Annotated in this window: 21 protein-coding genes; 15 read left to right on the top strand and 6 right to left on the bottom strand. The window is 38.1% G+C overall.

All coding sequences use genetic code 11. The features are described from left to right. Window positions 1-2: 2 nt before the first annotated feature. From lpxA to BUA97_RS03845, 6 genes are all read left to right on the top strand, one after another. On the top strand, window positions 3-791 hold the full coding sequence (lpxA, locus tag BUA97_RS03870; RefSeq protein ID WP_072996532.1) for an acyl-ACP--UDP-N-acetylglucosamine O-acyltransferase: 789 nt from the start codon (window positions 3-5) through the stop codon (window positions 789-791). A 93-nt stretch (window positions 792-884) separates the two neighbouring features. Next, the gene (gene efp, locus BUA97_RS03865) at window positions 885-1,448 is read left to right on the top strand and encodes an elongation factor P (protein WP_072996531.1); all 564 of its coding nucleotides are present in this window, start codon (window positions 885-887) and stop codon (window positions 1,446-1,448) included. A gap of 81 nt (window positions 1,449-1,529) precedes the next feature. Beyond that, window positions 1,530-2,432, top strand: coding sequence for an LpxD N-terminal domain-containing protein (locus tag BUA97_RS03860; RefSeq protein WP_072996530.1), 903 nt, complete (start codon window positions 1,530-1,532; stop codon window positions 2,430-2,432). Between the two features lie 73 nt (window positions 2,433-2,505). Continuing rightward, entirely contained in the window at window positions 2,506-3,117 is a 612-nt protein-coding gene (locus BUA97_RS03855) for a hypothetical protein (RefSeq protein WP_072996529.1), read from the top strand. 13 nt (window positions 3,118-3,130) lie between these two features. After that, window positions 3,131-4,003: a succinate--CoA ligase subunit alpha gene (gene sucD / locus BUA97_RS03850; protein ID WP_072996528.1), complete on the top strand. Its 873-nt coding sequence runs from the start codon at window positions 3,131-3,133 to the stop codon at window positions 4,001-4,003. 96 nt (window positions 4,004-4,099) lie between these two features. After that, a complete protein-coding gene (locus BUA97_RS03845) occupies window positions 4,100-4,768 on the top strand; it encodes a porin family protein (RefSeq protein WP_072996527.1) in 669 nt (222 codons plus the stop codon). A gap of 34 nt (window positions 4,769-4,802) precedes the next feature. Here BUA97_RS03845 and recA read toward each other — a convergent pair whose 3' ends face one another. The 6 genes from recA to BUA97_RS03815 all read right to left on the bottom strand — a co-directional run bounded on the left by recA (window position 4,803) and on the right by BUA97_RS03815 (window position 10,163). Continuing rightward, on the bottom strand, window positions 4,803-5,804 hold the full coding sequence (recA, locus tag BUA97_RS03840) for a recombinase RecA (RefSeq protein ID WP_072996526.1): 1,002 nt from the start codon (window positions 5,802-5,804) through the stop codon (window positions 4,803-4,805). Between the two features lie 178 nt (window positions 5,805-5,982). After that, entirely contained in the window at window positions 5,983-7,428 is a 1,446-nt protein-coding gene (pyk, locus tag BUA97_RS03835; protein ID WP_072996525.1) for a pyruvate kinase, read from the bottom strand. After that, complete coding sequence (locus BUA97_RS03830; RefSeq protein ID WP_072996524.1) at window positions 7,421-7,894, bottom strand: IPExxxVDY family protein; 474 nt, start codon at window positions 7,892-7,894, stop codon at window positions 7,421-7,423. Before BUA97_RS03830 ends, pyk begins: the two co-directional genes overlap by 8 nt. Next, window positions 7,869-8,639, bottom strand: coding sequence for a ribonuclease III (rnc, locus tag BUA97_RS03825; RefSeq protein ID WP_072996523.1), 771 nt, complete (start codon window positions 8,637-8,639; stop codon window positions 7,869-7,871). Before rnc ends, BUA97_RS03830 begins: the two co-directional genes overlap by 26 nt. A 12-nt stretch (window positions 8,640-8,651) precedes the next feature. Continuing rightward, complete coding sequence (fabF, locus tag BUA97_RS03820; RefSeq protein WP_072996522.1) at window positions 8,652-9,899, bottom strand: beta-ketoacyl-ACP synthase II; 1,248 nt, start codon at window positions 9,897-9,899, stop codon at window positions 8,652-8,654. 24 nt (window positions 9,900-9,923) lie between these two features. Beyond that, window positions 9,924-10,163 carry an acyl carrier protein gene (locus BUA97_RS03815; RefSeq protein WP_002976354.1) on the bottom strand — a complete coding sequence of 80 codons (240 nt, stop codon included), beginning with the start codon at window positions 10,161-10,163 and terminating at the stop codon, window positions 9,924-9,926. Window positions 10,164-10,343: 180 nt separating this feature from the next. Between BUA97_RS03815 and folE the strand changes: the two genes are divergently transcribed. The 9 genes from folE (at window position 10,344) to BUA97_RS03770 (ending at window position 22,233) form a co-directional block, all read left to right on the top strand. Continuing rightward, complete coding sequence (folE, locus tag BUA97_RS03810; protein WP_072996521.1) at window positions 10,344-11,009, top strand: GTP cyclohydrolase I FolE; 666 nt, start codon at window positions 10,344-10,346, stop codon at window positions 11,007-11,009. A 117-nt stretch (window positions 11,010-11,126) separates the two neighbouring features. After that, on the top strand, window positions 11,127-12,596 hold the full coding sequence (cysS, locus tag BUA97_RS03805) for a cysteine--tRNA ligase (protein WP_072996520.1): 1,470 nt from the start codon (window positions 11,127-11,129) through the stop codon (window positions 12,594-12,596). A 98-nt stretch (window positions 12,597-12,694) separates the two neighbouring features. Next, window positions 12,695-13,426 carry a carboxypeptidase-like regulatory domain-containing protein gene (locus BUA97_RS03800; RefSeq protein WP_139258217.1) on the top strand — a complete coding sequence of 244 codons (732 nt, stop codon included), beginning with the start codon at window positions 12,695-12,697 and terminating at the stop codon, window positions 13,424-13,426. Between the two features lie 56 nt (window positions 13,427-13,482). Beyond that, entirely contained in the window at window positions 13,483-16,137 is a 2,655-nt protein-coding gene (locus BUA97_RS03795) for a 4-alpha-glucanotransferase (protein WP_072996518.1), read from the top strand. Window positions 16,138-16,359: 222 nt separating this feature from the next. Beyond that, a complete protein-coding gene (locus tag BUA97_RS03790; protein WP_072996517.1) occupies window positions 16,360-17,295 on the top strand; it encodes a hypothetical protein in 936 nt (311 codons plus the stop codon). A gap of 96 nt (window positions 17,296-17,391) precedes the next feature. Continuing rightward, complete coding sequence (locus BUA97_RS03785; RefSeq protein ID WP_072996516.1) at window positions 17,392-17,772, top strand: Spy/CpxP family protein refolding chaperone; 381 nt, start codon at window positions 17,392-17,394, stop codon at window positions 17,770-17,772. Window positions 17,773-17,850: 78 nt separating this feature from the next. Further along, window positions 17,851-18,360 carry a ferritin gene (locus BUA97_RS03780; RefSeq protein WP_072996515.1) on the top strand — a complete coding sequence of 170 codons (510 nt, stop codon included), beginning with the start codon at window positions 17,851-17,853 and terminating at the stop codon, window positions 18,358-18,360. A 13-nt stretch (window positions 18,361-18,373) separates the two neighbouring features. Beyond that, on the top strand, window positions 18,374-20,254 hold the full coding sequence (locus tag BUA97_RS03775; protein WP_072996514.1) for a DUF3857 domain-containing protein: 1,881 nt from the start codon (window positions 18,374-18,376) through the stop codon (window positions 20,252-20,254). Between the two features lie 8 nt (window positions 20,255-20,262). Beyond that, on the top strand, window positions 20,263-22,233 hold the full coding sequence (locus BUA97_RS03770) for a transglutaminase-like domain-containing protein (protein ID WP_072996513.1): 1,971 nt from the start codon (window positions 20,263-20,265) through the stop codon (window positions 22,231-22,233). Window positions 22,234-22,446: the final 213 nt, after the last annotated feature.

Raw genomic sequence — 22,446 nt, 5'->3', positions numbered from 1 at the left:
TTATGATTCACCAGCTTACAGCAGTAGATCCTCGCGCAAAAATCGGTAAAAATGTGACCGTAGAACCATTCACCACTATCGCCTCAGATGTGGTAATCGGAGCAGGAACCTGGATTGGCTCCAATGTAACGATAATGGATGGCGCAAGAATAGGGAAGAACTGTAAAATTTTTCCGGGGACGGTTATCTCTGCGATTCCTCAGGATCTGAAATTTGACGGAGAAGATACGCAAACGATTATTGGGGACAACACAACACTCAGAGAGTGTGTAACCATCAACCGTGGAACTAAAGCGCTAGGCTTCACCAAGGTGGGAAATGACTGCCTTATTATGGCAACCTCACACGTTGCACACGACTGTATTCTTGGGGACAATGTGATTATCGCTAACGGATGCGGAATAGCCGGCCATGTTGAGATCGGAGATTTTGTAGTGATGGGCGGCTTGTCCGCAGTTCAGCAGTTTGGAAAAATCGGTAAGCACGTGATGATTTCCGGAGGTTCACTCATCAGAAAAGATATTCCGCCTTATGTGAAAGTAGCAAGAGAGCCAATTTCTTATGCAGGAATCAATTCTGTAGGTCTTAGAAGAAGAGGATTTACTAATGATAAAATCTTTGAAATCCAGAAAATCTACAGAGCTATTTTCCAGATGAAAATGAACACTACGCAGGCGATAGAATATATCGAAAAAGAAATGCTTCCTACAGTGGAGAGAGATGAGATTATTACTTTCATCCAAAACTCACCAAGAGGAATCGTAAAAGGCTACGGATCCACAAAAGAATAAAAAATATTTCGAAACGTAAGATTAAAAGTAATAACTCGATTTTGCGATTTAACATTTTTACAAATTATAATAACAAAGAGAATATAAAACTTAATGGCAACAAGTAACGATATCAAAAAAGGCCTTTGTATAGAATTTAGTAATGACATCTACAAAGTAATCGAATTTTTGCACGTGAAACCAGGAAAAGGTCCTGCGTTCGTAAGAACAAAATTGAAATCCGTAACCAACGGAAAAGTAGTGGATAACACGTTTTCCGCAGGTCATAAAATCGATGAAGTAAAAGTAATTACCAGAAAATTCCAATATCTCTATGAGGATGATAATGGTTTTCACTTTATGAACAATGATGACTTTTCCCAAATCTACCTTGACAAAGAAATGATTGAAAATTCTCAGTTTATGAAAGCTGGTGAAGAAGTAACCATCATTTTAAAAGAAGCGGACGAAGTGCCACTTTCTGCAGAGATTCCGCCAACGGTTTATCTTGAAGTCGTAGAAGCTGACCCAGGTGTGAAAGGTAATACAGCGACCAATGCTCTTAAAAATGCCATTGTAGAAACAGGTGCTAGAGTAATGGTTCCACTTTTCATTGAACCAGGCGACAGAATCAAAGTGAATACTGAAGACGGCTCTTATCTTGAAAGAGTGAAGTAAGAATATTTTACAGTTAAAGGCTGGAGGTTATATCTTCCAGCTTTTTCTTTTTTAACATCAAATTTAAAATCATTTATCAAAATGACTTTTAATCAACCTCAGACTTTAAAAAAAATTGCCGAGATTATCGGAGCAAAATATATAGGAGACGAAAGTTTCCCGGTTCTCGGAACCAATGAAATCCATATGGTTCGGCCAGGTGATATTGTTTTTGTTAATCATCCCAAATATTATGACAAAGCGCTCAATTCTGCAGCTACTATTATTTTAATTGACAAAGAAGTGGATTGTCCTGCCGGAAAAGCGCTTTTGGTTTCTGATGATCCTTTCAGAGATTTCAATAAAATCAACACTCACTTTACCAGGATTTCTAATTTCAGAGAAGAGCTTCATGATCTGGAAGTGGGTGACGGAACTTTTATCCATCCTTCCGCCGTCATCGGAAACGACGTGAGGATTGGAAAAAACTGTCACATATTTCCCAATGTAGTTATAGGTGACAGAACTGTAATAGGCGATAATGTTGTTGTCCAGGCAAATACAGTTATCGGAGGCGATGCTTTTTATTACAGAAAACTGAATGGCAACTTCGACAGACTGATTTCTGTAGGAAACGTTGTAGTCGAAAATAATGTGGAAATCGGGAATTCCTGTACGATTGACAGAGGTGTTACAGCTTCTACGATTATCGGCGAAGGTAGTATTTTAGACAATCAAATCCAGATTGGCCACGATACAATAATTGGAAAAAAATGCCTGATTGCTTCGCAAACGGGAATTGCAGGCTGTTGTATTATCGAAGATGAAGTGACAATGTGGGGACAAGTAGGCATCGCTTCGGGTTTAACCATTGAAAAAGGAACTGTTTTGCTGGCACAGGTTGGGGTGAACAGAAGCCTTAAAAAAGGAACTTATTTCGGGCCTATCGCAGAAGAATTCAGAGATTATCTCAGGAAAGAAGTTAAACTCAAAAATCTGAAGTAAATCATATTTAATTAATTTAAAAATAAAAATTAATTAAACTAAAAATCTTATTTTTACGCTTTATTTTTAAATAATGAAAAAACTTCTAACCCTTATTTCTTCGGTAGCATTTGTACTTTCATTCAGCCAAAAAACTGTTGATGCCAAAATCATTACAATGGCTAATGATACATTAAATGTTAAAGTAAAAGTGGTGACTAATATGTTTGATCCTAATCTTATTTATGGCAGTAATTTTAATACCAAAATAAAAACAATAGGCGCAGACGGAAAGAAAACCAATATTGAAGCAAGCCAGGTTCAGAGTTTGTCTTACACAGATTATAATGGGAAGGAACACTTCTTCATCAACAATTCGCAGGATAAAAAATCCCTGATGGAGATTTTATACAATGGAAATGTTCTGCAGTGGTTAAGAGCTTACAACGCAGTAGCCGGAGGGGAAAGTGCTTCGGATTTTATTTTTAATAAAGAAACAAGCAAAGGTATTGGAGTTGCATATTTTACAGGACTGCCAAAAACCAAATTGAAAGAATTTTTTGCCGATGAACCAGAAATGTTTAGCTTTATTGAGGAGGTCAAAACGAGTTCTCTGAGAAATGCAGATAATAACATTGATAATGTAATGGCTTCTATCATTAAAAAATATGAAAGCCTTAAATCAAATAACATTAATAAACAATAAATTACAATAAAAAATGTCAGTATTAGTAAACAAAGATTCTAAAGTTATCGTACAAGGATTTACAGGTAACGAAGGTACTTTCCACGCAGGTCAGATGATCGATTACGGAACCAACGTTGTTGGAGGTGTAACACCGGGAAAAGGAGGAACAGAGCATCTTGGTAAACCGGTTTTCAATTCAGTTTCAGAAGCTGTGGAAAAAGCGGGTGCTAATGTTAGTATCATTTTCGTTCCGCCTGCATTCGCTGCAGATGCTGTGATGGAAGCTGCAGAAGCGGGTATCAAAGTTATTGTTTGTATCACGGAAGGAATTCCTGTTGCTGATATGGTAAAAGTTAAAGATTACATTCAGGATAGAGATTGCAGGCTGATCGGTCCTAACTGTCCTGGTATCATTACTTCAGACGAAGCTAAAATCGGAATTATGCCAGGTTTCGTTTTCAAAAAAGGAAAAGTAGGTATCGTTTCAAAATCCGGAACTTTAACTTATGAGGCTGCCGATCAAGTTGTAAAAGCCGGGTTTGGAGTTTCTACGGCTATCGGAATTGGCGGAGATCCAATCATTGGAACTACAACTAAGGAAGCTTTGGAATTGTTTATCAACGATCCGGAAACCGAAGCTGTTGTAATGATCGGAGAAATCGGAGGATCTCTGGAAGCAGAAGCAGCAAGATGGTATAAAGCGAGTGGTTCTACAAAACCGGTTGTTGGTTTCATAGCCGGACAGACTGCACCAAAAGGCAGAACAATGGGGCATGCTGGAGCTATCGTTGGTGGTGATGATGATACTGCACAGGCGAAAATGGCAATTATGAAAGAAAACGGTATCCATGTTGTAGACTCTCCTGCAGAAATTGGAAAGACTGTTGCTGCTGTTTTAGCATAAGTTTATTACACAACAAATATATCATGAGAAGTTCAATAACCTGAGCTTCTCATTTTTTTTGTCTAAATTTGGACAGAATTTTTTAAACACACTTATATGAAAAAAAACCTTTTGGGATCCCTGTTTTTGTTATCCTTTTTTTCTCACGCCCAGATTGACTTCCGGTCGACAGAATTTGGCGTAGTTGCGGGAGGAACTTACTCTAGGGTTAGAAATGCACACAATCCTTCCGGACCCAGGATTTCAGTTTTAGGAGGCGTTACAGCACAGGTTCCGGTTGGTACGGCAGAACAATATTACCTTCAGGCAGAAGTGCTTTATTTTGGAGCAGGAGAGGGCGGAGATAGGAAGTATGAGGATGCTAAAGGTTGGGAACATGCTGTCTATGCAAATAATTACATCAGTATTCCGCTGAGTTTTAAAGCTTATTTTTCTGAGTCAGAATCTGAATTTTTTGGATTGATTGGTCCGCGGTTCAATTTTTTGATAGATCAGAAAGTGAAAAATCCGAGCAGACCAGTATATACAGAAGAAGGTGATTCTGCGCATGCGGGCTTCAATGGAAAGGCTAATTCTTTTAATTTGGGGATTGGTGCAGGTATAGGTTTCAGCTATAAAAGACAATTGGAGCTGGCTCTTAAATATGATTTAGGTTTGTCTAATACCTACCCGGATCTGACAGAAGACTGGACAAAAGATCCTAATACGCTCAAGAAAAAATCAGAACAGGTAATAAGCCTCGGATTAACTTATTTCTTTAAATAAAAAAAGGCTGTGAATATTTCACAGCCTTTTTATTTTACTTTTGCTTGATCAGTTCTTTGATCTTATTTTCTATATCTTCGGATAGTTCCGGATTATCTTTCAGTACGTCTTTCACGGCATCACGTCCCTGTCCCAGTTTGGTATCGTCATAGCTGAACCAGGATCCGCTTTTCTTCACCACACCCAGATCTACAGCAGTATCAAGGATTTCTCCAACTTTAGAGACTCCTTCTCCGTACATAATATCAAATTCTGCCTGTTTAAAAGGAGGTGCAACTTTATTCTTAACAATTTTCACCTTTACACGGCTTCCGACAGCTTCGTCTCCGTTTTTGATGGGTGCACTTGCTTTTCTGATATCGATTCTTACAGAGGCATAGAATTTCAGAGCGTTACCACCTGTCGTAGTTTCAGGGTTTCCAAACATCACCCCTATTTTTTCCCGAAGCTGGTTGATAAAAATTACGGTACATTTGGTTCTTGAGATAGTAGCCGTCAGTTTTCTAAGCGCCTGAGACATCAGTCTTGCATGCAGTCCCATTTTGGAATCACCCATTTCGCCCTCGATCTCAGCTTTCGGTGTCAATGCTGCTACAGAGTCAATCACCACAATATCAATTGCGCCTGATCTGATCAGGTTGTCGGCGATTTCCAAAGCCTGTTCGCCATTGTCCGGCTGAGAAATGATCAGGTTTTCTAAATCGATTCCCAATTTAGCTGCATAGTTTCTGTCGAATGCGTGCTCAGCATCTATAAAAGCAGCAATCCCACCTGCTTTCTGAGCTTCTGCAATAGCGTGAAGTGTTAATGTTGTTTTACCTGATGATTCAGGTCCGTAGATCTCAATGATTCTTCCTCTTGGATATCCGCCCACGCCTAGTGCGAGGTCAATTCCCAAAGATCCTGAAGGAATAACCTCTATCGTAGTATCGACAGAATCTTCCCCAAGTGTCATCACGGTTCCTTTTCCGTAGGTCTTATCTAGTTTTTCCAGCACCAGTTGCAGTGCTTTTTTCTTATCGTCAGTATTACTCATTGTTACAAAAAAAATTATTCTCAAAAATAATCATTTTTATCCTGATTAACTAATTTTTTATTCTGTTTGAAAAGTTAAAATGTATAATTTTTTAATATTAAAATAATCTGAGGAAATAAACTTAAAATAAAAAATCCGAGAAAAGTCTCGGATTATATTTATAGATGAACCAGATTTTTTAAATAGTAGACAACCTTAATGTATTGGTTTTACCACCATTATGAACAGGCATTGCATTAAGGTTGACAACGAAGTCACCTTGTTCCGCAAAACCATAATTATGCGTTAGCATATTAACCTGAATTACTGTTTCATCAGTAGATTTTTGCATATCATAATAGAAAGCTCTCACGCCCCAAAGCAGATTAAGCATTGTAATCACACGTTTGTTCGAACTGAAAACAATAATATGAGAAGACGGTCTGTGTGCAGAAATCTGAAAAGCTGTGTAACCTGAGGCTGTCAAAGTCACAATTGCTTCAGCACCTGTTGATTTAGCGATATCAACAGCAGAACGGCATACTTTATCTGTAATGAATCTTTCATCCACACAATTGATTTTTTCTTCTATAACATGATTCAGTTTATAATAAAGACTTGTTCGCTCTATATTTTTAACGATTTTTGCCATGTTTTTTATGACATCCACAGGATATTTTCCAACAGAAGTTTCTCCGGAAAGCATCACGGCATCAGCACCATCCAGAACGGAGTTGGCAACGTCGTTAACTTCTGCTCTTGTTGGTGTTAAACTTGTGATCATCGTTTCCATCATCTGTGTAGCGATGATCACCGGCTTAGCATAAAGTCTAGCCTTGTTCACAAGATTTTTCTGGATAACAGGAACCTGCTCCATTGGAACTTCAACCCCAAGGTCACCTCTTGCAACCATCAGGCAGTCACATTCCATCAATATTTCATCAATGTTTTTTACACCTTCCGGTTTTTCGATCTTCGCAATGATTGGCGTTTTTACTTTATTGGAAGGGTGTTTTGCCATTAGTTCTTTCAGATCGATAATATCTTGTGCATGACGGACAAATGATAATGCAATCCAGTCAAACTCATTATCCAGCATGAAATTTGCATCCTGAATATCCTTTTCTGTTAAAGCAGGAAGGGACACATTTGTATTAGGAAGGTTAACTCCTTTTTTTGAACTCAATGGTCCGCCCTGGATCGTTTTTGCTCTTACCGTATCAATGTTATTGGTTTCAATAACTTCTAACACCAGTTTCCCGTCATCAATAAGAATTCTTTCTCCAACTTTTACATCCTGAGGAAACTTCTCATAAGTCATATAAACCTTTGTAGAGTCGCCTTCCATTTTTTCATTTGTGAATGTCAAAACATCACCAGGATTAAGGAAAGATCCTTCCTTTACAACACCAACTCTCAGTTTTGGACCCTGCAAATCTCCCAAAATAGAGACCGAGTAGCCATATTCTTTATTAATCTCACGGATTATATCAATATTTCTTTTTACCAGTTCGTAATCGGCATGTGAGAAATTTATTCTGAATACATCACAACCAGCTTGTATCATCTGGATCATTGTTTCCTTGCTGGAAGTCGCAGGACCAAGCGTTGCAATTATTTTTGTTTTTTTTAGGTTTTTATTCATAATATTGAATTAATTGATAAAGTTCCTCTTCAGAACTTAATGGATATTCCTGAATTTGAAATGCAAAATTTTCCGGGAGCAAAATTAATGAAAAATCCGCAAACATATCGGAATTAGTTAAAAGGTAATCCACATCTTGGTGCAGATTTAGTAAAAATTTAATATTTGATTCATCTAAAAAAAGCTGATTCTGAACTTTTTTTGTAACAGATGACACAGATTTATTGGAAATAAAGCGATAGCAGTTTTTTGAATTCCTGTCATAGGCCTGGAAACGGGAGAAGTAATAGTCAAAATACTCGCCTTCGATTTTAATATCTTCGATTCTTCTGAATTTGAAATCATTGATATTGTTGAGGTTGTAAAACAATTCATGCTCTGGGATTGCTTTTATGAGTCTAATCAATCCTATGATGATCTCTGTATGATCTTCTTCTAGCTTAAGAAATTGTTTTTTGGTTTTCAATAATATTTTCTTTTTTACTGAGCATATAAAAAGCCCTTTGAGCTGCCTTTTCCTCGGCTTTCTTTTTAGATGCTTCTACAGCATTTGATATTTTTTCGTTGTGAAGCCACACATAGCACCGGAAGACAGTCACTTTATTCGGTTGGATTTCTTCGCAGGTTTCGTACTTGATAGGAACTTTTTTCTTTTGACTCCATTCCAGGAGAAGACCTTTGTAGCTGATGATCTTGTTTTCCAGCTTGTTGATGGTGGAAGGTGTAAGAATCCTGTCCAAGACAATTTTCTTACAAAACTCATAATCAATATCCAGGTATATAGCTCCGATCAGCGCTTCCAAAAGGTTTCCGGAGATGTTTTCGCTCAGAATGGTTTGACTTATATCAGCCTGTAACAGAGAACTCAGTTTGAGATCTTCTCCAAGTTTGTTCAGGTTTTTTCTGTTGACAATCTTGGATTTCATCTGCGTGAGAAATCCTTCATTTTCATTCGGATAGGTCTGAAAAAGATGGCAAGAAATAATGGTTCCCAAAACAGAATCCCCTAAAAACTCCAGACGTTCGTAATTTTTTTTATTCGTACTTTTTGAAGAGGATTTTAAAGAAAATGCCTCTTTAAAGATTTCCAGATTGTGAATATTGTATCCGACAATTTCAGAAATTTTTTTGCGAAAAAGAATATCTTTTTCCGAAAGTTTTTGTGTTCTGTTTTTAGGAAGTAATTTGAAAAAATAATTTTTCAACTCCATAAAAACATCAAATTATAATTTTTTGAAAAGTACGCAGGCATTATGACCTCCAAATCCAAATGTATTGCTCATCGCAATTTCAACATTCTTTTCAACAGCTTTGTTAAAAGTAAAGTTGAGTCGGCTGTCAATATTCTCATCATCCGTAAAATGGTTGATGGTTGGCGGAACAATACCGTGAATAATAGTGTGCAATGCAGCAATAGCTTCAATAACTCCAGCTGCTCCTAGAAGGTGGCCAGTCATTGATTTTGTAGAATTGATCTGAATGTCAAAAGCGTGTTCCCCGAATAATCTTGCAATTGCGTTAGATTCTGCGATGTCTCCTAATGGAGTAGATGTACCATGCATATTGATATGATCTACTTCGTCAGCAGTTACACCGGCATCTTCCAGACAATTTTTCATTACCAGATAGGCGCCGAGACCTTCAGGATGCGGAGCGGTCATGTGATGTGCATCTGCACTCATTCCGCCTCCGGATAATTCTGCATAGATAGTTGCTCCTCTTTGTTTTGCATGCTCATACTCTTCAAGGATAATACATCCTGCTCCTTCTCCCAAAACAAATCCATCTCTGTCTTTGTCAAAAGGTCTTGAAGCCGTTTTTGGATCGTCGTTCCTCGTAGAAAGTGCATGCATTGCATTAAAACCTCCCATTCCGCTTGCTGTAACAGCTGCTTCCGAACCTCCACAAACGATAACGTCCGCTTTGCCTAAGTTGATAAGCATTTTAGCATCGATCAAAGCGTTTGCTGATGATGCACAAGCTGAAACGGTGGTGTAGTTTGGTCCGTGGAAACCATACTCGATGGAGATATTTCCAGGCGTGATGTCAGCAATCATCTTTGGAATAAAGAAGGGATTGAATCTCGGAATATTGTTGGAAGCAGCCCAGCCCAGAACTTCTGTTTCAAAAGTTTCCAGTCCGCCGATTCCCGATCCCCAGATCACTCCCACGCGATCTTTATTCACATTATCTTCAATAAGCCTGCTGTGTGCGATAGCTTCTCTCGCGGCGATCTGGCCGAACTGAGAATTTCTGTCCATTTTCTTTGCCTCTTTCTTATCGAAATAATTAAGCGCATCGAAATTTTTCACCTCACAGGCGAACTTAGTTTTAAAATTTGTGGAATCAAAAAGAGTAATAGGAGCAGCACCGCTCTCTCCTTTAAGAAGGTTTTCCCAGTATTCTTTAGCATTATTTCCAATCGGTGTAATAGCGCCGAAGCCGGTTACAACTACTCTTTTTAATTCCATAAATTTTTTTTGTCTAATAAGATATTATTTATTTACAACTTCTTCGATATAAGCGATAGCGTGACCTACAGTTGTAATTTTTTCTGCTTGATCATCAGGAATCTGAATGTTGAATTCTTTTTCGAATTCCATGATCAATTCTACAGTATCCAAAGAATCAGCTCCTAAATCATTAGTGAAGCTAGCTTCCGGAGTTACTTCTGTTTCTTCAACGTCAAGCTTATCAGCGATGATAGCTTTTACTCTTGATGCAATGTCTGACATAGTATTTATTTTTAATTAATGTTAATTTGGTGCAAATATATAAAATTTCAAATCATTTCAACTTTTTTTTAAACATTTAAACTTCCTCCGGAATCTATCTTTTTTATAATCAAATCTTTATAATTACTATGGATAAGGTGTGAAAATTTGCTTATTTTTGCCTTTTATTAGTAATATATTATGGAACAATTTCCTGATAACGATGATGATGTGTTTACAGGCAAGGAACATACGCCACTCAGAAAGGACGCTTTTGATCTGCAACCGGAAGAAAAAATCAATAAAATAGAAAATCTTTTTTCCGAGATCATGCATACTCTGGGACTGGATATGACAGATGATTCCCTGAAAGATTCTCCGAGGCGTGTAGCAAAGATGTATGTTAACGAGATTTTCGGAGGTTTGCTTCCTGAAAATAAACCGAGCATCTCAACTTTCAAAAATCAGTACAAATACCGGCAGATGCTGGTGGAGAAGGATATAACAGTGTATTCTTTCTGCGAACATCATTTTTTGCCGATTATTGGAAAAGCACATGTGGCTTATATTTCGAACGGCGAAGTAATCGGATTGTCAAAAATCAACAGGATTGTTGATTATTATGCCAAACGTCCACAAGTACAAGAAAGATTGACCATGCAGATTGTTGATGCTTTGAAAGAAGCATTGGGCACAAAAAACGTTGCCTGTATTATCGATGCAAAACATCTTTGTGTGAATTGCAGAGGAATCAAAGATACGGCAAGTTCTACAATTACCGCAGAACTGAGCGGGATTTTCAGAACCAATCCAATTACAAGACAGGAGTTTCTGCATTATGTAGGAAGTCATGCAAAATTTGATTAAAATGATAAAATTTAAAAAATATTCGCATAAGATTTTCATTGCAACAATTATCTGTTGTTGATTTTTTGTGTCCATATTTTCATTATTTATCAATTATTTATCATTAATTAAAAATCAATGCAACTAAAAATATACAACTCGCTGTCGGGCGAAAAAGAAGTTTTAAAACCAATATTAGAAGGTAATATCGGGATGTACGTTTGTGGGCCAACGGTTTACAGCAATGTACATTTGGGAAATGTGAGAACATTTTTGTCCTTCGATTTTATCTACAGAAGTCTTCAATTCTTAGGTTATAAAGTAAGATATGTCAGAAATATTACAGATGCCGGACATCTCACGGACGATGGCGATATCAATAATGACCGGTTCATCAAGCAATCCAGGCTGGAAAAACTGGAGCCGATGGAAATTGTCCAAAAATATACGGTTGATTTTCACGACGTTCTGAATAAATTCAATTTGTTGCCTCCGACTATTGAACCGACAGCAACTGGTCACATCATCGAGCAGTTGGAACTGACGAAACTTTTGGTAGAAAAAGGTTTTGCTTACGAAAGCAACGGTTCTGTTTATTTCGATGTTTTGGAATACAATGCCAGAGGTCTCAATTACGGCGAGCTTTCCCGAAGAAATATCGAGGAATTGTTTGCTAATACAAGGGATTTGGATGGGCAAGGCGAGAAAAAAAATCCACAGGATTTTGCACTTTGGAAAAAAGCGTCGCCAGAACATATTATGAAATGGCCTTCGCCTTGGGGAGAGGGTTTCCCGGGCTGGCATCTGGAATGTACTGCGATGAGCACCAAATATCTGGGTGATCAGTTCGATATTCACGGTGGTGGAATGGATCTGAAATTCCCACACCACGAATGTGAAATCGCTCAGGGAAAAGCTTGCAATGGATTAGAACCTGTAAAATACTGGATGCACGCGAATATGCTGACGATGAACGGACAGAGAATGAGCAAATCGACCGGAAATTATATCCTTCCAATGGAACTGATTACCGGAAATAATGATTTCTTTGAAAAAGCGTTTCATCCAAGCGTGTTGAGATTCTGCTTTCTACAGGCGCATTACAGAAGTGTTCTGGACATATCCAATGATGCAATGCTGGCGAGTGAAAAAGGCTTCAACAGATTGATGGAAGCGGTGAAAATCTTGAACACTCAAACTCAGGTTGAAAGCGTAGGAACCACTTCTTTTGATTATAAAAACTGGAAAGAAAAAGTTTTGGAAGCTTTGATAGATGATTTTAATAGTCCGATATTGATTTCTCATTTGTTTGAGGCGGTGAAGTTTATTTCTGCTTCAAAATTAGGGAAAGAAAGTATTTCTACTGAAGATTATGAAGATTTGAAACAATTTTTAAATGCGATCGTTTTTGATGTTTTGGGATTGGAAATGATTGAAGAATCAAATAATGATAAACTCGACCAGACTTTGCAGGTTTTAATTGATTTGAGAAATCAAGCCAGAAAATCTAAGAATTGGGAACTTTCTGACCAGATCCGTGACCAGCTTCTTGAAAAAGGCATCGAACTGAAGGACGGGCGGGACGGAACTTCTTATCAGTTGATTTAATTAAAATCAATCATAAATAATTACAAATACGGTTAACGAAAGTTAAACCGTATTTTTATTTTACCAAAGTACTTTAGTTTTGTAAAAAATAAATGCGTTTGAAAAGACTTTTACAATTCATTTTTTTTATTGTTTATGCAAACTCGTTTTCTCAGGTCATCACAGGAAATGTCCTGTCAGAAGAAGGTATCCCAATTCCGAAAGTATTGGTTGTGAATATGAGTTCCAATCAAAAAGTCTATACTGATGTTTTCGGGCGCTTTTCAATGGCTGGAAAAACAGGGGATGAGGTTCGGTTTGCCAAAGAAAGTTACAAAGGCGAAAAAGTTATTGCTCTTAATCATTCAGTAACGGTTAATCTTCAAAAAATTCCGCAGGAGATAGAAGAAGTGAAAATCATTGACAAAAGGCTTGCTGAGTCGCGGGAAGAAAAGCTAAGAAAAGATATCGGCTTACCAAAAGGACCGGATAAACCAAGGGAAAAGCCAGCCGATGCTGTTGATGATATTGTAAAACCGCTTATTGGCATTCCGCCTACGCTCAATTTCCAGGCAATATACGATGTCGTAAGCGGAAAATCGAGAAGATTGCGCAGACTTTATAGGTATGAAGATTTGCAGGAAGGTCTCGCCTGGATCAAACAGAATGTAGATTGGGAATATTTTCAGGATGCAGGTATAAAACCGGAAAACATGAATGATTTCCTGATGTTTGCTTTACGCGATGAACGGGTTTTGATGTATATGAAAGCTAAAAATATTGGCGGAATAACAGTTTCTCTGGACAATAATATTTCGCCATATCTGGAAGTTCTTTCAAGGAAAAAATAAAATTTTATATCTTTCAATAAATCATTAAATTGCATCAATATTAACAGACCTTAATAATGAAACTATATTTTAGTGTTAACTTCGGGACAAAAGTTGGCCAGCGCCTCATTTTGCGTTTATACGACGAGAAAAATGACCATCGCGACTACAGCCTGGACTATTCCGAAAATAACAACTGGACCACTGAAATTGATTATTTTTCCAAATCGATTCTTTACAAATATCTTTTGATCACTGAAGACGGAGATGTTTTGGATGAAGAAATCCCGCATCACAGGCTTAATCTTCCGCACAGCTTCAAAGAATTTGTAATTTTTGACCAATGGAATCTCAAGAATTTTCCTGAAAATTATCTGACCAACAAAATCCTTCACAACCGTTTACAATGTTTTAAACCTGCAAAATCTTCCGTTGTCAAAAAACACACGCATCTTTTCCGGATAGAAGCGCCGCTTTATCATCCGGACTGGCAATTGGTTCTGGTAGGAAATGTTGATGCTTTGGGGAACTGGAACTATGAAAAAGCAATTGAACTGAATCAAACGGATTTTGGTGTCTGGGAAACAGGTGTGGAAATCAAATCCCATCAGACAGTTCTTTATAAATATGCAATCAAAAATAAAGAGACAGGTGAAGTTTTTTATATAGAACCGGGCGATAACCGCTGGGTTTTTGGGAACCCGAACAAGGATATTCTTTATGTCAAAGCCGATCATTATTTTAAATTTGATAATCATACACTTTGGCATTCTGCGGGTGTTGCAGTTCCTGTTTTCTCTTTGAGAACTGAAGAAGGTTTCGGTGTCGGCGAGTTTTCTGATATCAAAAAACTAGGTGATTGGGCCCATGAAAGCAAGCTTTCTCTGATTCAGATTTTACCGATAAACGATACGACTGCGAATTACACCTGGACTGACTCTTATCCTTACGCAGCGATTTCGGTTTATGCGCTTCATCCGCAATACCTTTCGGTTGAGAAATTAGAATATACTTTGCCAAAAAACCTCGTAGACGATTACCATGCGAAAAAGAAAGAGCTGAATTCTTTGAATCTGATCGATTATGAGCAGATGATTTCCGGAAAATGGAAATATGCAACTGCTGTTTTCGAGGAAAATAAAGAAAAGATTTTTAAAGATAAGAACTTCAGAAAATTCATTAAGGATAATGAAGAATGGCTGATGCCTTACGCTGCATTTTGTGTTTTGAGGGACAAATACAAAACCCCGAATTTTAATGAATGGAAAACACATAAAAAATATGTAGCAGGAAAAGTAGCAACACTTTATTCTCCGAAACATAAGGATTATTCTCCGCTGATGCTTCATGCATGGATTCAGTATCAGTTGCATTTGCAGTTACAGGATGCTGTTGCGTATCTTCATGATCTGGGGATTTCTGTAAAAGGAGACCTGCCGATAGGGATTTATCGCTATTCCGTAGATGCCTGGACAGAACCGGAACTATTCGGGATGGATTTCCAGGCCGGAGCACCGCCGGATCAGTTTTCAGATCTGGGTCAGAACTGGGAGTTCCCGACTTATAATTGGGAAGTAATGAAGGCCGACGGTTATCAATGGTGGAAAAAGCGTTTCAAAGTTCTGGAACAATATTTTGATGCTATGCGGATCGATCATATTCTTGGCTTTTTCAGAATCTGGAGAATGCCCGTTTCTGCTACGCAAGGCTTGCTGGGCTATTTTTATCCTGCGCTTCCTGTTACGGAAAATGAGTTTACGGACAGACAGATTCCTTTCAGTTTTGACCGCTATGTGAAGCCGTTTGTGAATGACCCGATTCTCTGGGAAAACTTTGGCGAATTTAAAGATAAGGTTCAGAATCACTTCTTTGATAATAATCATAATGGCGTCTATACATTTAAACCGGAATTCGATAGTCAGAGAAAATTAACGGATTATTTCAAGGAAAAATCCTGGAACTGGGCAGAAGAAAAACTCATTTCTCTTGCGGGAAATGTTCTGTTCCTGACCGAAGAAACAGAAAACGGAATCGTCTATCATCCGAGATTCAATATTGCAAAAACAACATCGTTCAAATATTTACCCGATTGGGAAAAGGCAAAACTGCTCGATCTTTATAATGATTATTTCTTCAGACGTCAGGATGGACTGTGGTATCAGAAAGCCATGGAAAAATTACCGGCTTTGCTGAATTCTACATCAATGTTGATTTGTGGTGAAGATCTGGGTTTAGTTCCTGATTGTGTTCCTGTTGTGATGGACAAACTTGCGATTACCGCTTTAAAGGTTCAAAGAATGCCGTCAGAAAACATTCCTTGGTATGATCCGAAAAATACAAGTTATCTGAATGTCGTTACCGCTTCGTCACACGATAGTTCAACGCTGAGACAATGGTGGCATGAAGATAGAAACCTGACGCAAAAATATTTTAACACGCAGCTGGGCCAATACGGAACTGCACCTTGGGATCTTTCCCCGGAATTATCAGAAATGATAATGAAGCAGCATCTTTACACAGACGCAATGCTGGCAATTTTCCCTATTCAGGAATTTTTGGCAACCGATGAGGGGTTAATGAACCCGAATATGGATGAGGAAAGAATCAACAATCCGGCGGTTTTTCCACACTATTGGCGATATAGGATGCACATCAGACTGGAGGATCTTAAATCAAAAGACAGCTTCAACCGGAAAATTACAAACTGGATCGAGAGCAGTAACAGGTTTTAGTCCAAAAAAATATGACTAAAAAAGCCTTTCAAATTTTTGAGAGGCTTTTTTTATTTAAAATTATAAGTCTGATTATCAGATGTAAATGTGCTTTTTTGAACTAAATGTTAATTCGATAATTAAACTTCCCTTTAACTTTTTTAATTCGCCAATATCCAAAAGACAGAAAGATCAGAATAATTAGAAAAATGGACTTTCCGTTAATTTTAAAAAATAAAGGAAATGAAAAAGATAATTTTAGGACTTGCAATGATTTTGGGAAGCATGATTTTTGCCCAGGATTATTACGACACTTATCCTCAGGACTATAACGGATACGAATATTATGACCAATCATATGACTATCCGGACGATTATTATTACAATTATCCAACGGATTATTATCCGGACCAGTATTATCAAGGCTATTATAACGACTACAGGAAAGCGGTTTATTCTATCAACTGGAACCGGTTCTTTGTTCAGTATCGTCTGACGCCTTGGCAGATTGACCAGATTATCGCGCTGAATAACCGTTTTGCAAACTATGCAGCATGGAATGCCTACTACGGATGGAATCCAGACAGATGGTATTATGACAGATTCTACGCTTTGCAGAATATTTTGGGACCAAGGATTTTTGTAGTCTATCAGAACGTTTATTTTCGCGGAAGAAACCCTATTGTCTTTTACAGAAACCGATGTGCAAATTTCTACGCAGTCCGTTATCCTGTGAGACCAGTTTACAGAAACGTGAATATTAATATCTACAGGATTGACAGAAATAACTTCCGTGACGGGTTCAGGAATCCGGGTAGAAATCAAGGGATGATTCAGCCGGACAGAAATCCAGGTATCAGAAACCCGCAACCACCGAGAAGCGGAGCCAATGGAAATAATATAGGAGCAATCAGAGGTTATAAAAACGACGGAATAAGAAATCAAAATGATAATATCCGAAATTCCGGAAATATAAGATATGGAAATGAAACCCCAATCAAAGTACAGCCAATGCCGGACGTCAGACAGGAAAACATACGAGGCAATAATGGCGTTAGACAAAATCAGAATTCCGAAAGAAAGATGGAAAACAAAACCAATGAGCGGTCTAATCAAAGGAGTTCATCACCGTCTGACAGAGGCAGCCGGGGTTCTGGCAATCGATTGGTGTCCCGATAAGTTTTAACAAAAATTTATAATTACAGTTTCTTAACCTTATAATTATTAAGAAATCAAACTAACAAATAAAAAATATTAATATTAAATTTAAAAAAAATGAAAAAATTGATTTTAAGTGCAGCATTTCTTGGATTAGGTATTTTTGGATTTGCTCAGACTGCACAAAGCAGAACGGTAGATTTTCAACAGAAAAAAGCGGAACGTTTGCAAAAGATGAAACAGGAGCTGAATCTTACTGATGCTCAGGTTACTCAGATAAAAGCATTGCACGAATCCAAAGCTGCGGAAAGAAAGCAGGAAATGGCTGCCAAGAAAGAGGACAGAATAAAAATGATGAAGGAGAATGATGCAGAAATGCAGAAGATACTGACGCCGGATCAGTATAAAAAATTTCAGGAAATAAAAGCGAAAAAAATGGCAGAAAGAAAGGAACAATTCCAGAAAAGAAAAACAGCTGAGGCTGCCGTGGTGAAGTAAGTTATTTTTTAGTGGTTAATTTTGTTAAAGAGTGGATTTTTATCCGCTCTTTTTTTATATTTGGGAAAAATTAACATTATGGTAAGCGACAATATTATAAAGCTCATCAACGAGCAGATTACAAAAGAACAATATGCAGCACAACTTTACCTTTCTATGAGTGCCTGGTTCTACTCACAGGATCTGGAAGGGATTGCCAACTATTTCAGAATCCAGTCAAAGGAAGAGCTGATGCATGCAGATAAGATGTTCGATTATATTCACGATATAGGTGGAAAAATCATTCTGAACGAAGTGGCAAAGCCACCACATGATTTTGCAAACGCCCAGGAGATTTTTGAAAAGGCTCTGGATCACGAGAGACTGGTAACCAAAAGTATTTTCAACATTGTGAAGGCGGCTAATGACGAAGGGGATTTCGCAACAACAAGTTTCCTGCAATGGTTTATCAATGAGCAGGTGGAAGAGGAGTCCAGTGCATCATTACTTGTTACTAAAATCAAAATGGTCAAGGATAATCCTTCCGCATTATACCTTTTTGATCAGGAACTGGCACAACGTGTTTTTACGCCTGCTGCAGGAAATTAATTCCTTTTAAAAAATGAAAAAACTAATAATCATGCTGGTGTTAATGTCAATAAAGACATTTTCACAAAATTATGCTATCTCGGAAATCCCGGAAGAACTTAAAAAAGATGCGAACTATGTGGTTCGTAATATAACTTCAGAATACCTGATCAAAGCGGAAAACAGCATCGAGCTGAAAAAGAAAATAATCATTTCGATTCTGAATAAAGCAGGAGATGGTGGTTCTTATGTCTATATCCCTTATGACAAGTACAGCAAAATATCAGATGTAAAAATAAAAGTTCTGGATGAAAATGGAAAGCAGATCGGGTCTTATTCAAAAAGTGATCTGAATGATGTCGGCCAGTCAAATGACGCTTACCTTTACTCTGATGACAGGGCGTTGAGAATGAGAATTGTACAGCCTGTCTATCCATACACTATAGAAACGTCTTATACTGAAAGATCATCCGACACTGTGTTTCTCCCTGTATTACAACCCTATATGGATGAGAATGTTTCAGTACAAAACTGGAGCACAGAATTTAAAAACGAATCGGGAATCAGACTCCGGAAAAAAATCACGGAAACCTTTTTTGGAAAACCGGAGATTTCTGAGTCGGATAATTTTATAAAAGCATCATTCAAAAATATCCCTGCCTATAAAGAAGAAAACTATTCGCCGGATTACAGGACAGTAGTTTCCAAAGTAGAGTTTGCCCTGGACAAAGCCTGTCTGAAAGGCGTTTGCGGTGATTTTTCCAACTGGAACAGCTTCGCTGGCTGGTACAAAGGTCTTTTGGAACCGGTTTCTGTCATCACGCCGGAAATTCAGCAGGAAGTTAATGCGCTTAATCTTACAGGCACAGTTTCTGAGAAAGTACAGAAAATCTACCAATATATGCAGAGCAAAACCCGCTATGTTTTCGTTGCCATAGGAATTGGAGGCTGGCAGCCAATGTCGGCCGATGATGTGAGGAGAAAAGGTTATGGCGATTGTAAGGCACTGACCAATTATATGAGAGTACTCCTGAAAGCTGCCGGTATTCCTTCTTACTATTCTATAATATATAGTGATAAAACAACAAAGATTTTTGATAAAGATTTTCCTAAGATGGATGGCAACCACGTGATCCTATGCGTGCCGACAGAAAGCGGAAATATCTGGCTGGAAAATACCTCTCAGAATATCGCATTCAATCATCTCAGCTATCAGACCATGGACAGGAACGTAATTATGGTCAAGGATAATGCGGCAGAACTTGCCGATACACCCAAGACTCTATCAGAAAACAATAAAGAAATATTAAGAATAAAAGCAGCCATCTCTGCTGATAATACCTTGCAGGTCTCTTCCAGCTTTGGATTTTCCGGCGGAATGTACGATATGTTTCTTCCCTTGATTTCCCTTTCGCCTGCAGATCAGAAAGATGCGCTGAAGAGACGATATGATTATCTGCAGTTCTCCAATATCGATTTAACGAATCTGACAAATGATAGAAACGAGGCGAAGATCAATTTTGATCTGAGTTTCAAGGCCGAGAATTACTCAAAATCTCTGGGGTCTGATATCTACTTCCGGGCGATTCCTTTTTTAGATTCTGATTTTCATCTGGAAGGCACCGACAGAAAACTTCCTATTGAGATTCCGTTTGGATTCACCGATGATTATGAGATAGAATACACGATTCCCGAAAGCTATAAGTTTTCCGAAACCTTGTCTCCGGTAAAAATAGATTCCGAATTCGGGAGTTTTTCTATGGAGTTTATTCCTCTGGATAAAAAGCTTCTGGTCAAAAGGAAGTTCATGCTGAAAAAAGGAACTTTCCCTCCCGATAAAATCTCGGAATATATCAGCTTCAGAAAAAAAACAAATAAAATAGATCATACAAAAATCCTGATAACCAAATTATAAACTCAATTATGAAAATAAAAATTTTGCAGATCCTGCTCACATGTGCCATCCTTCCAATCTTCGGACAATATAAATTTCTGGATATTCCCAAGCTTGACAATAATGATCTGAAAGCTGCTTCATATGCAAAAAATCCGTCGGAAGCTGCAGAGATTCTCTACAAGTCTTATCATTATTACATTACCGACGGCCAACTGAATCTTGATGTTGTCAGCCGGGTGAAGATCTATAAAAAAGACCAGGCAGAAAAATTCCTTAATCAGGAGATCTATACATATGACGGGAAAAATAATAAATCCGAAAAAGTAACGTCTCTGAAGGTTGTTACTTACAATCTGGTAAATGATAAAGTAGAGACTACCACTGTAGAAAAAAACTCTAAATACAAATCCAAGGATTCAAAAAACTACACCGTCACAAAATTTGCTTTTGAGAATGTGAAAGACGGCTCTGTTCTGGAGTACAAATATTCCGTGCTGTCACCTTTTGTCTGGTCTGTTGACAGGATCACAGTGGAAGATAATGTTCCCACCCGCCGTTTCGATTATGTCCTGGATTTTCCAAAATATCTTGGTTTCAATATAGATTATAAAGGAAGCCTCACACCAAAAAACAGAGATGTAGCCGATAAAAATATCTACGGCGGAGAATATTATACCTATCGTTTTGGCTATGAAAATATACCACCTTACAGAGATGAAAAATATGTGCATAATCTTGACAATTACAGAACTTCCATAAGGGCAGAACTGAATTCCACTAACATTACAAGAACACCCGGCGCATACGATTATGCAGACCTGGGCGGGTTCAAATCTTATGCTGTCAGCTGGACGGATATCCGTAAGCAGCTGTATGAATCAGAATACTTCGGAGATCAGCTGAAAAAGAAATCTCTGGTAAAAGAGCTTCTCCCGGCAGATATAAAAAATATTACATCTGCAGAGGAAAAAGCGGCTGCCATTCTCAAATTTGTTCAGAAAAACTATACTTGGAATAATTATTACACCGTTGGAGCAGAAGAAGGAAAAGGCATAAGAAACCTCCTGGAAACCAAAGTCGGCAGCTCGGGAGAGATCAATATTCTGTTGATTATGCTGATGAGAAGTGCCGGTCTGGATGCCCAGCCTGTTGTGTTGTCGACCATAGGAAGAGGTCACCTGATGGATTATTCGCCGTCGCTGAATCAGCTTAATTATGTTCTGGCCCTTCTGGATATCGGTGGAAAAGCGGTAATCTATGATGCCACTTCCAAGATGACCCTTCCAAATCTTATCCGCCCGGCAGCTCTGAACTATAGCGGTTACCTGATGACTGAAAAAGAAGCTAAAAAAGTAAACATCTTCTGTCCCGGAAAAAGCACAACTTACCTCACGGTAGATGCCAGGCTGAATCCTGATGGAACGATGGAAGGCTCATTCTCTGATAAGGACACCATGCTCTATGCCATGATGAATAATGAAAAATATGATGAAGATAAAGCGGCTTATCAGAAAGAATATTACAAAGATCGCTACACATTTCCTTTTACAAATATAAAAACAGAATTGCTGGACAATAATGATTTCCAGACCAGTTTTGAGTTTGATTCGGATTCTTTTGTAGATGGGATCGGTGGTAAACTGGTTTTCAATCCTCTCTTGTTTTTGTATAACAAATCCCATCAGTTTGACCAGTCTGATGAAAGGAGATCGCCCATCGAGCTCTACACAGGCTATGACAAGATCAAAAAAGTTACCGTGACTTTGCCTGATGGCTATACATTTGAAAATATTCCGAAATCCAAAAAGTTCCGGACAGAAGACAATGCAATTCAATATATCTATAAAGTGACACAGGAAGGAAATAAGCTGACCCTGGAAACCACCACAACGGTTGAAGATCCTGTCTATCCCAAAGATTATTACCCGGCGTTCAAGCAGATATTTGACAATATCACCAAAATGGAAGGGCAGGTTGTAACGGCCGTTAAAAAATAGTGAATAGAATCCCGGGAATAATTTCTCGGGATTTTTTTAAGCTAATAATATTAAGGTATTCTCGTTCAATATCTAAATTTGAAAGCCGCATAGCGACAACCTGTTAATAGTAAAAAGTAAACAAAATAATCAAGCTCCGTAGTAGCGACCTGTAAAAAGCCCGAAAGTTTCCCGCCGCAGCTCTGCAGTAAGCTTTTCAGGAAAGGTTAGGAG

The organism is Epilithonimonas mollis (genome assembly GCF_900142325.1).
Taxonomy (GTDB): Bacteria; Bacteroidota; Bacteroidia; order Flavobacteriales; family Weeksellaceae; genus Epilithonimonas; species Epilithonimonas mollis.
This window is presented reverse-complemented; position numbering and strand designations above follow the sequence as displayed.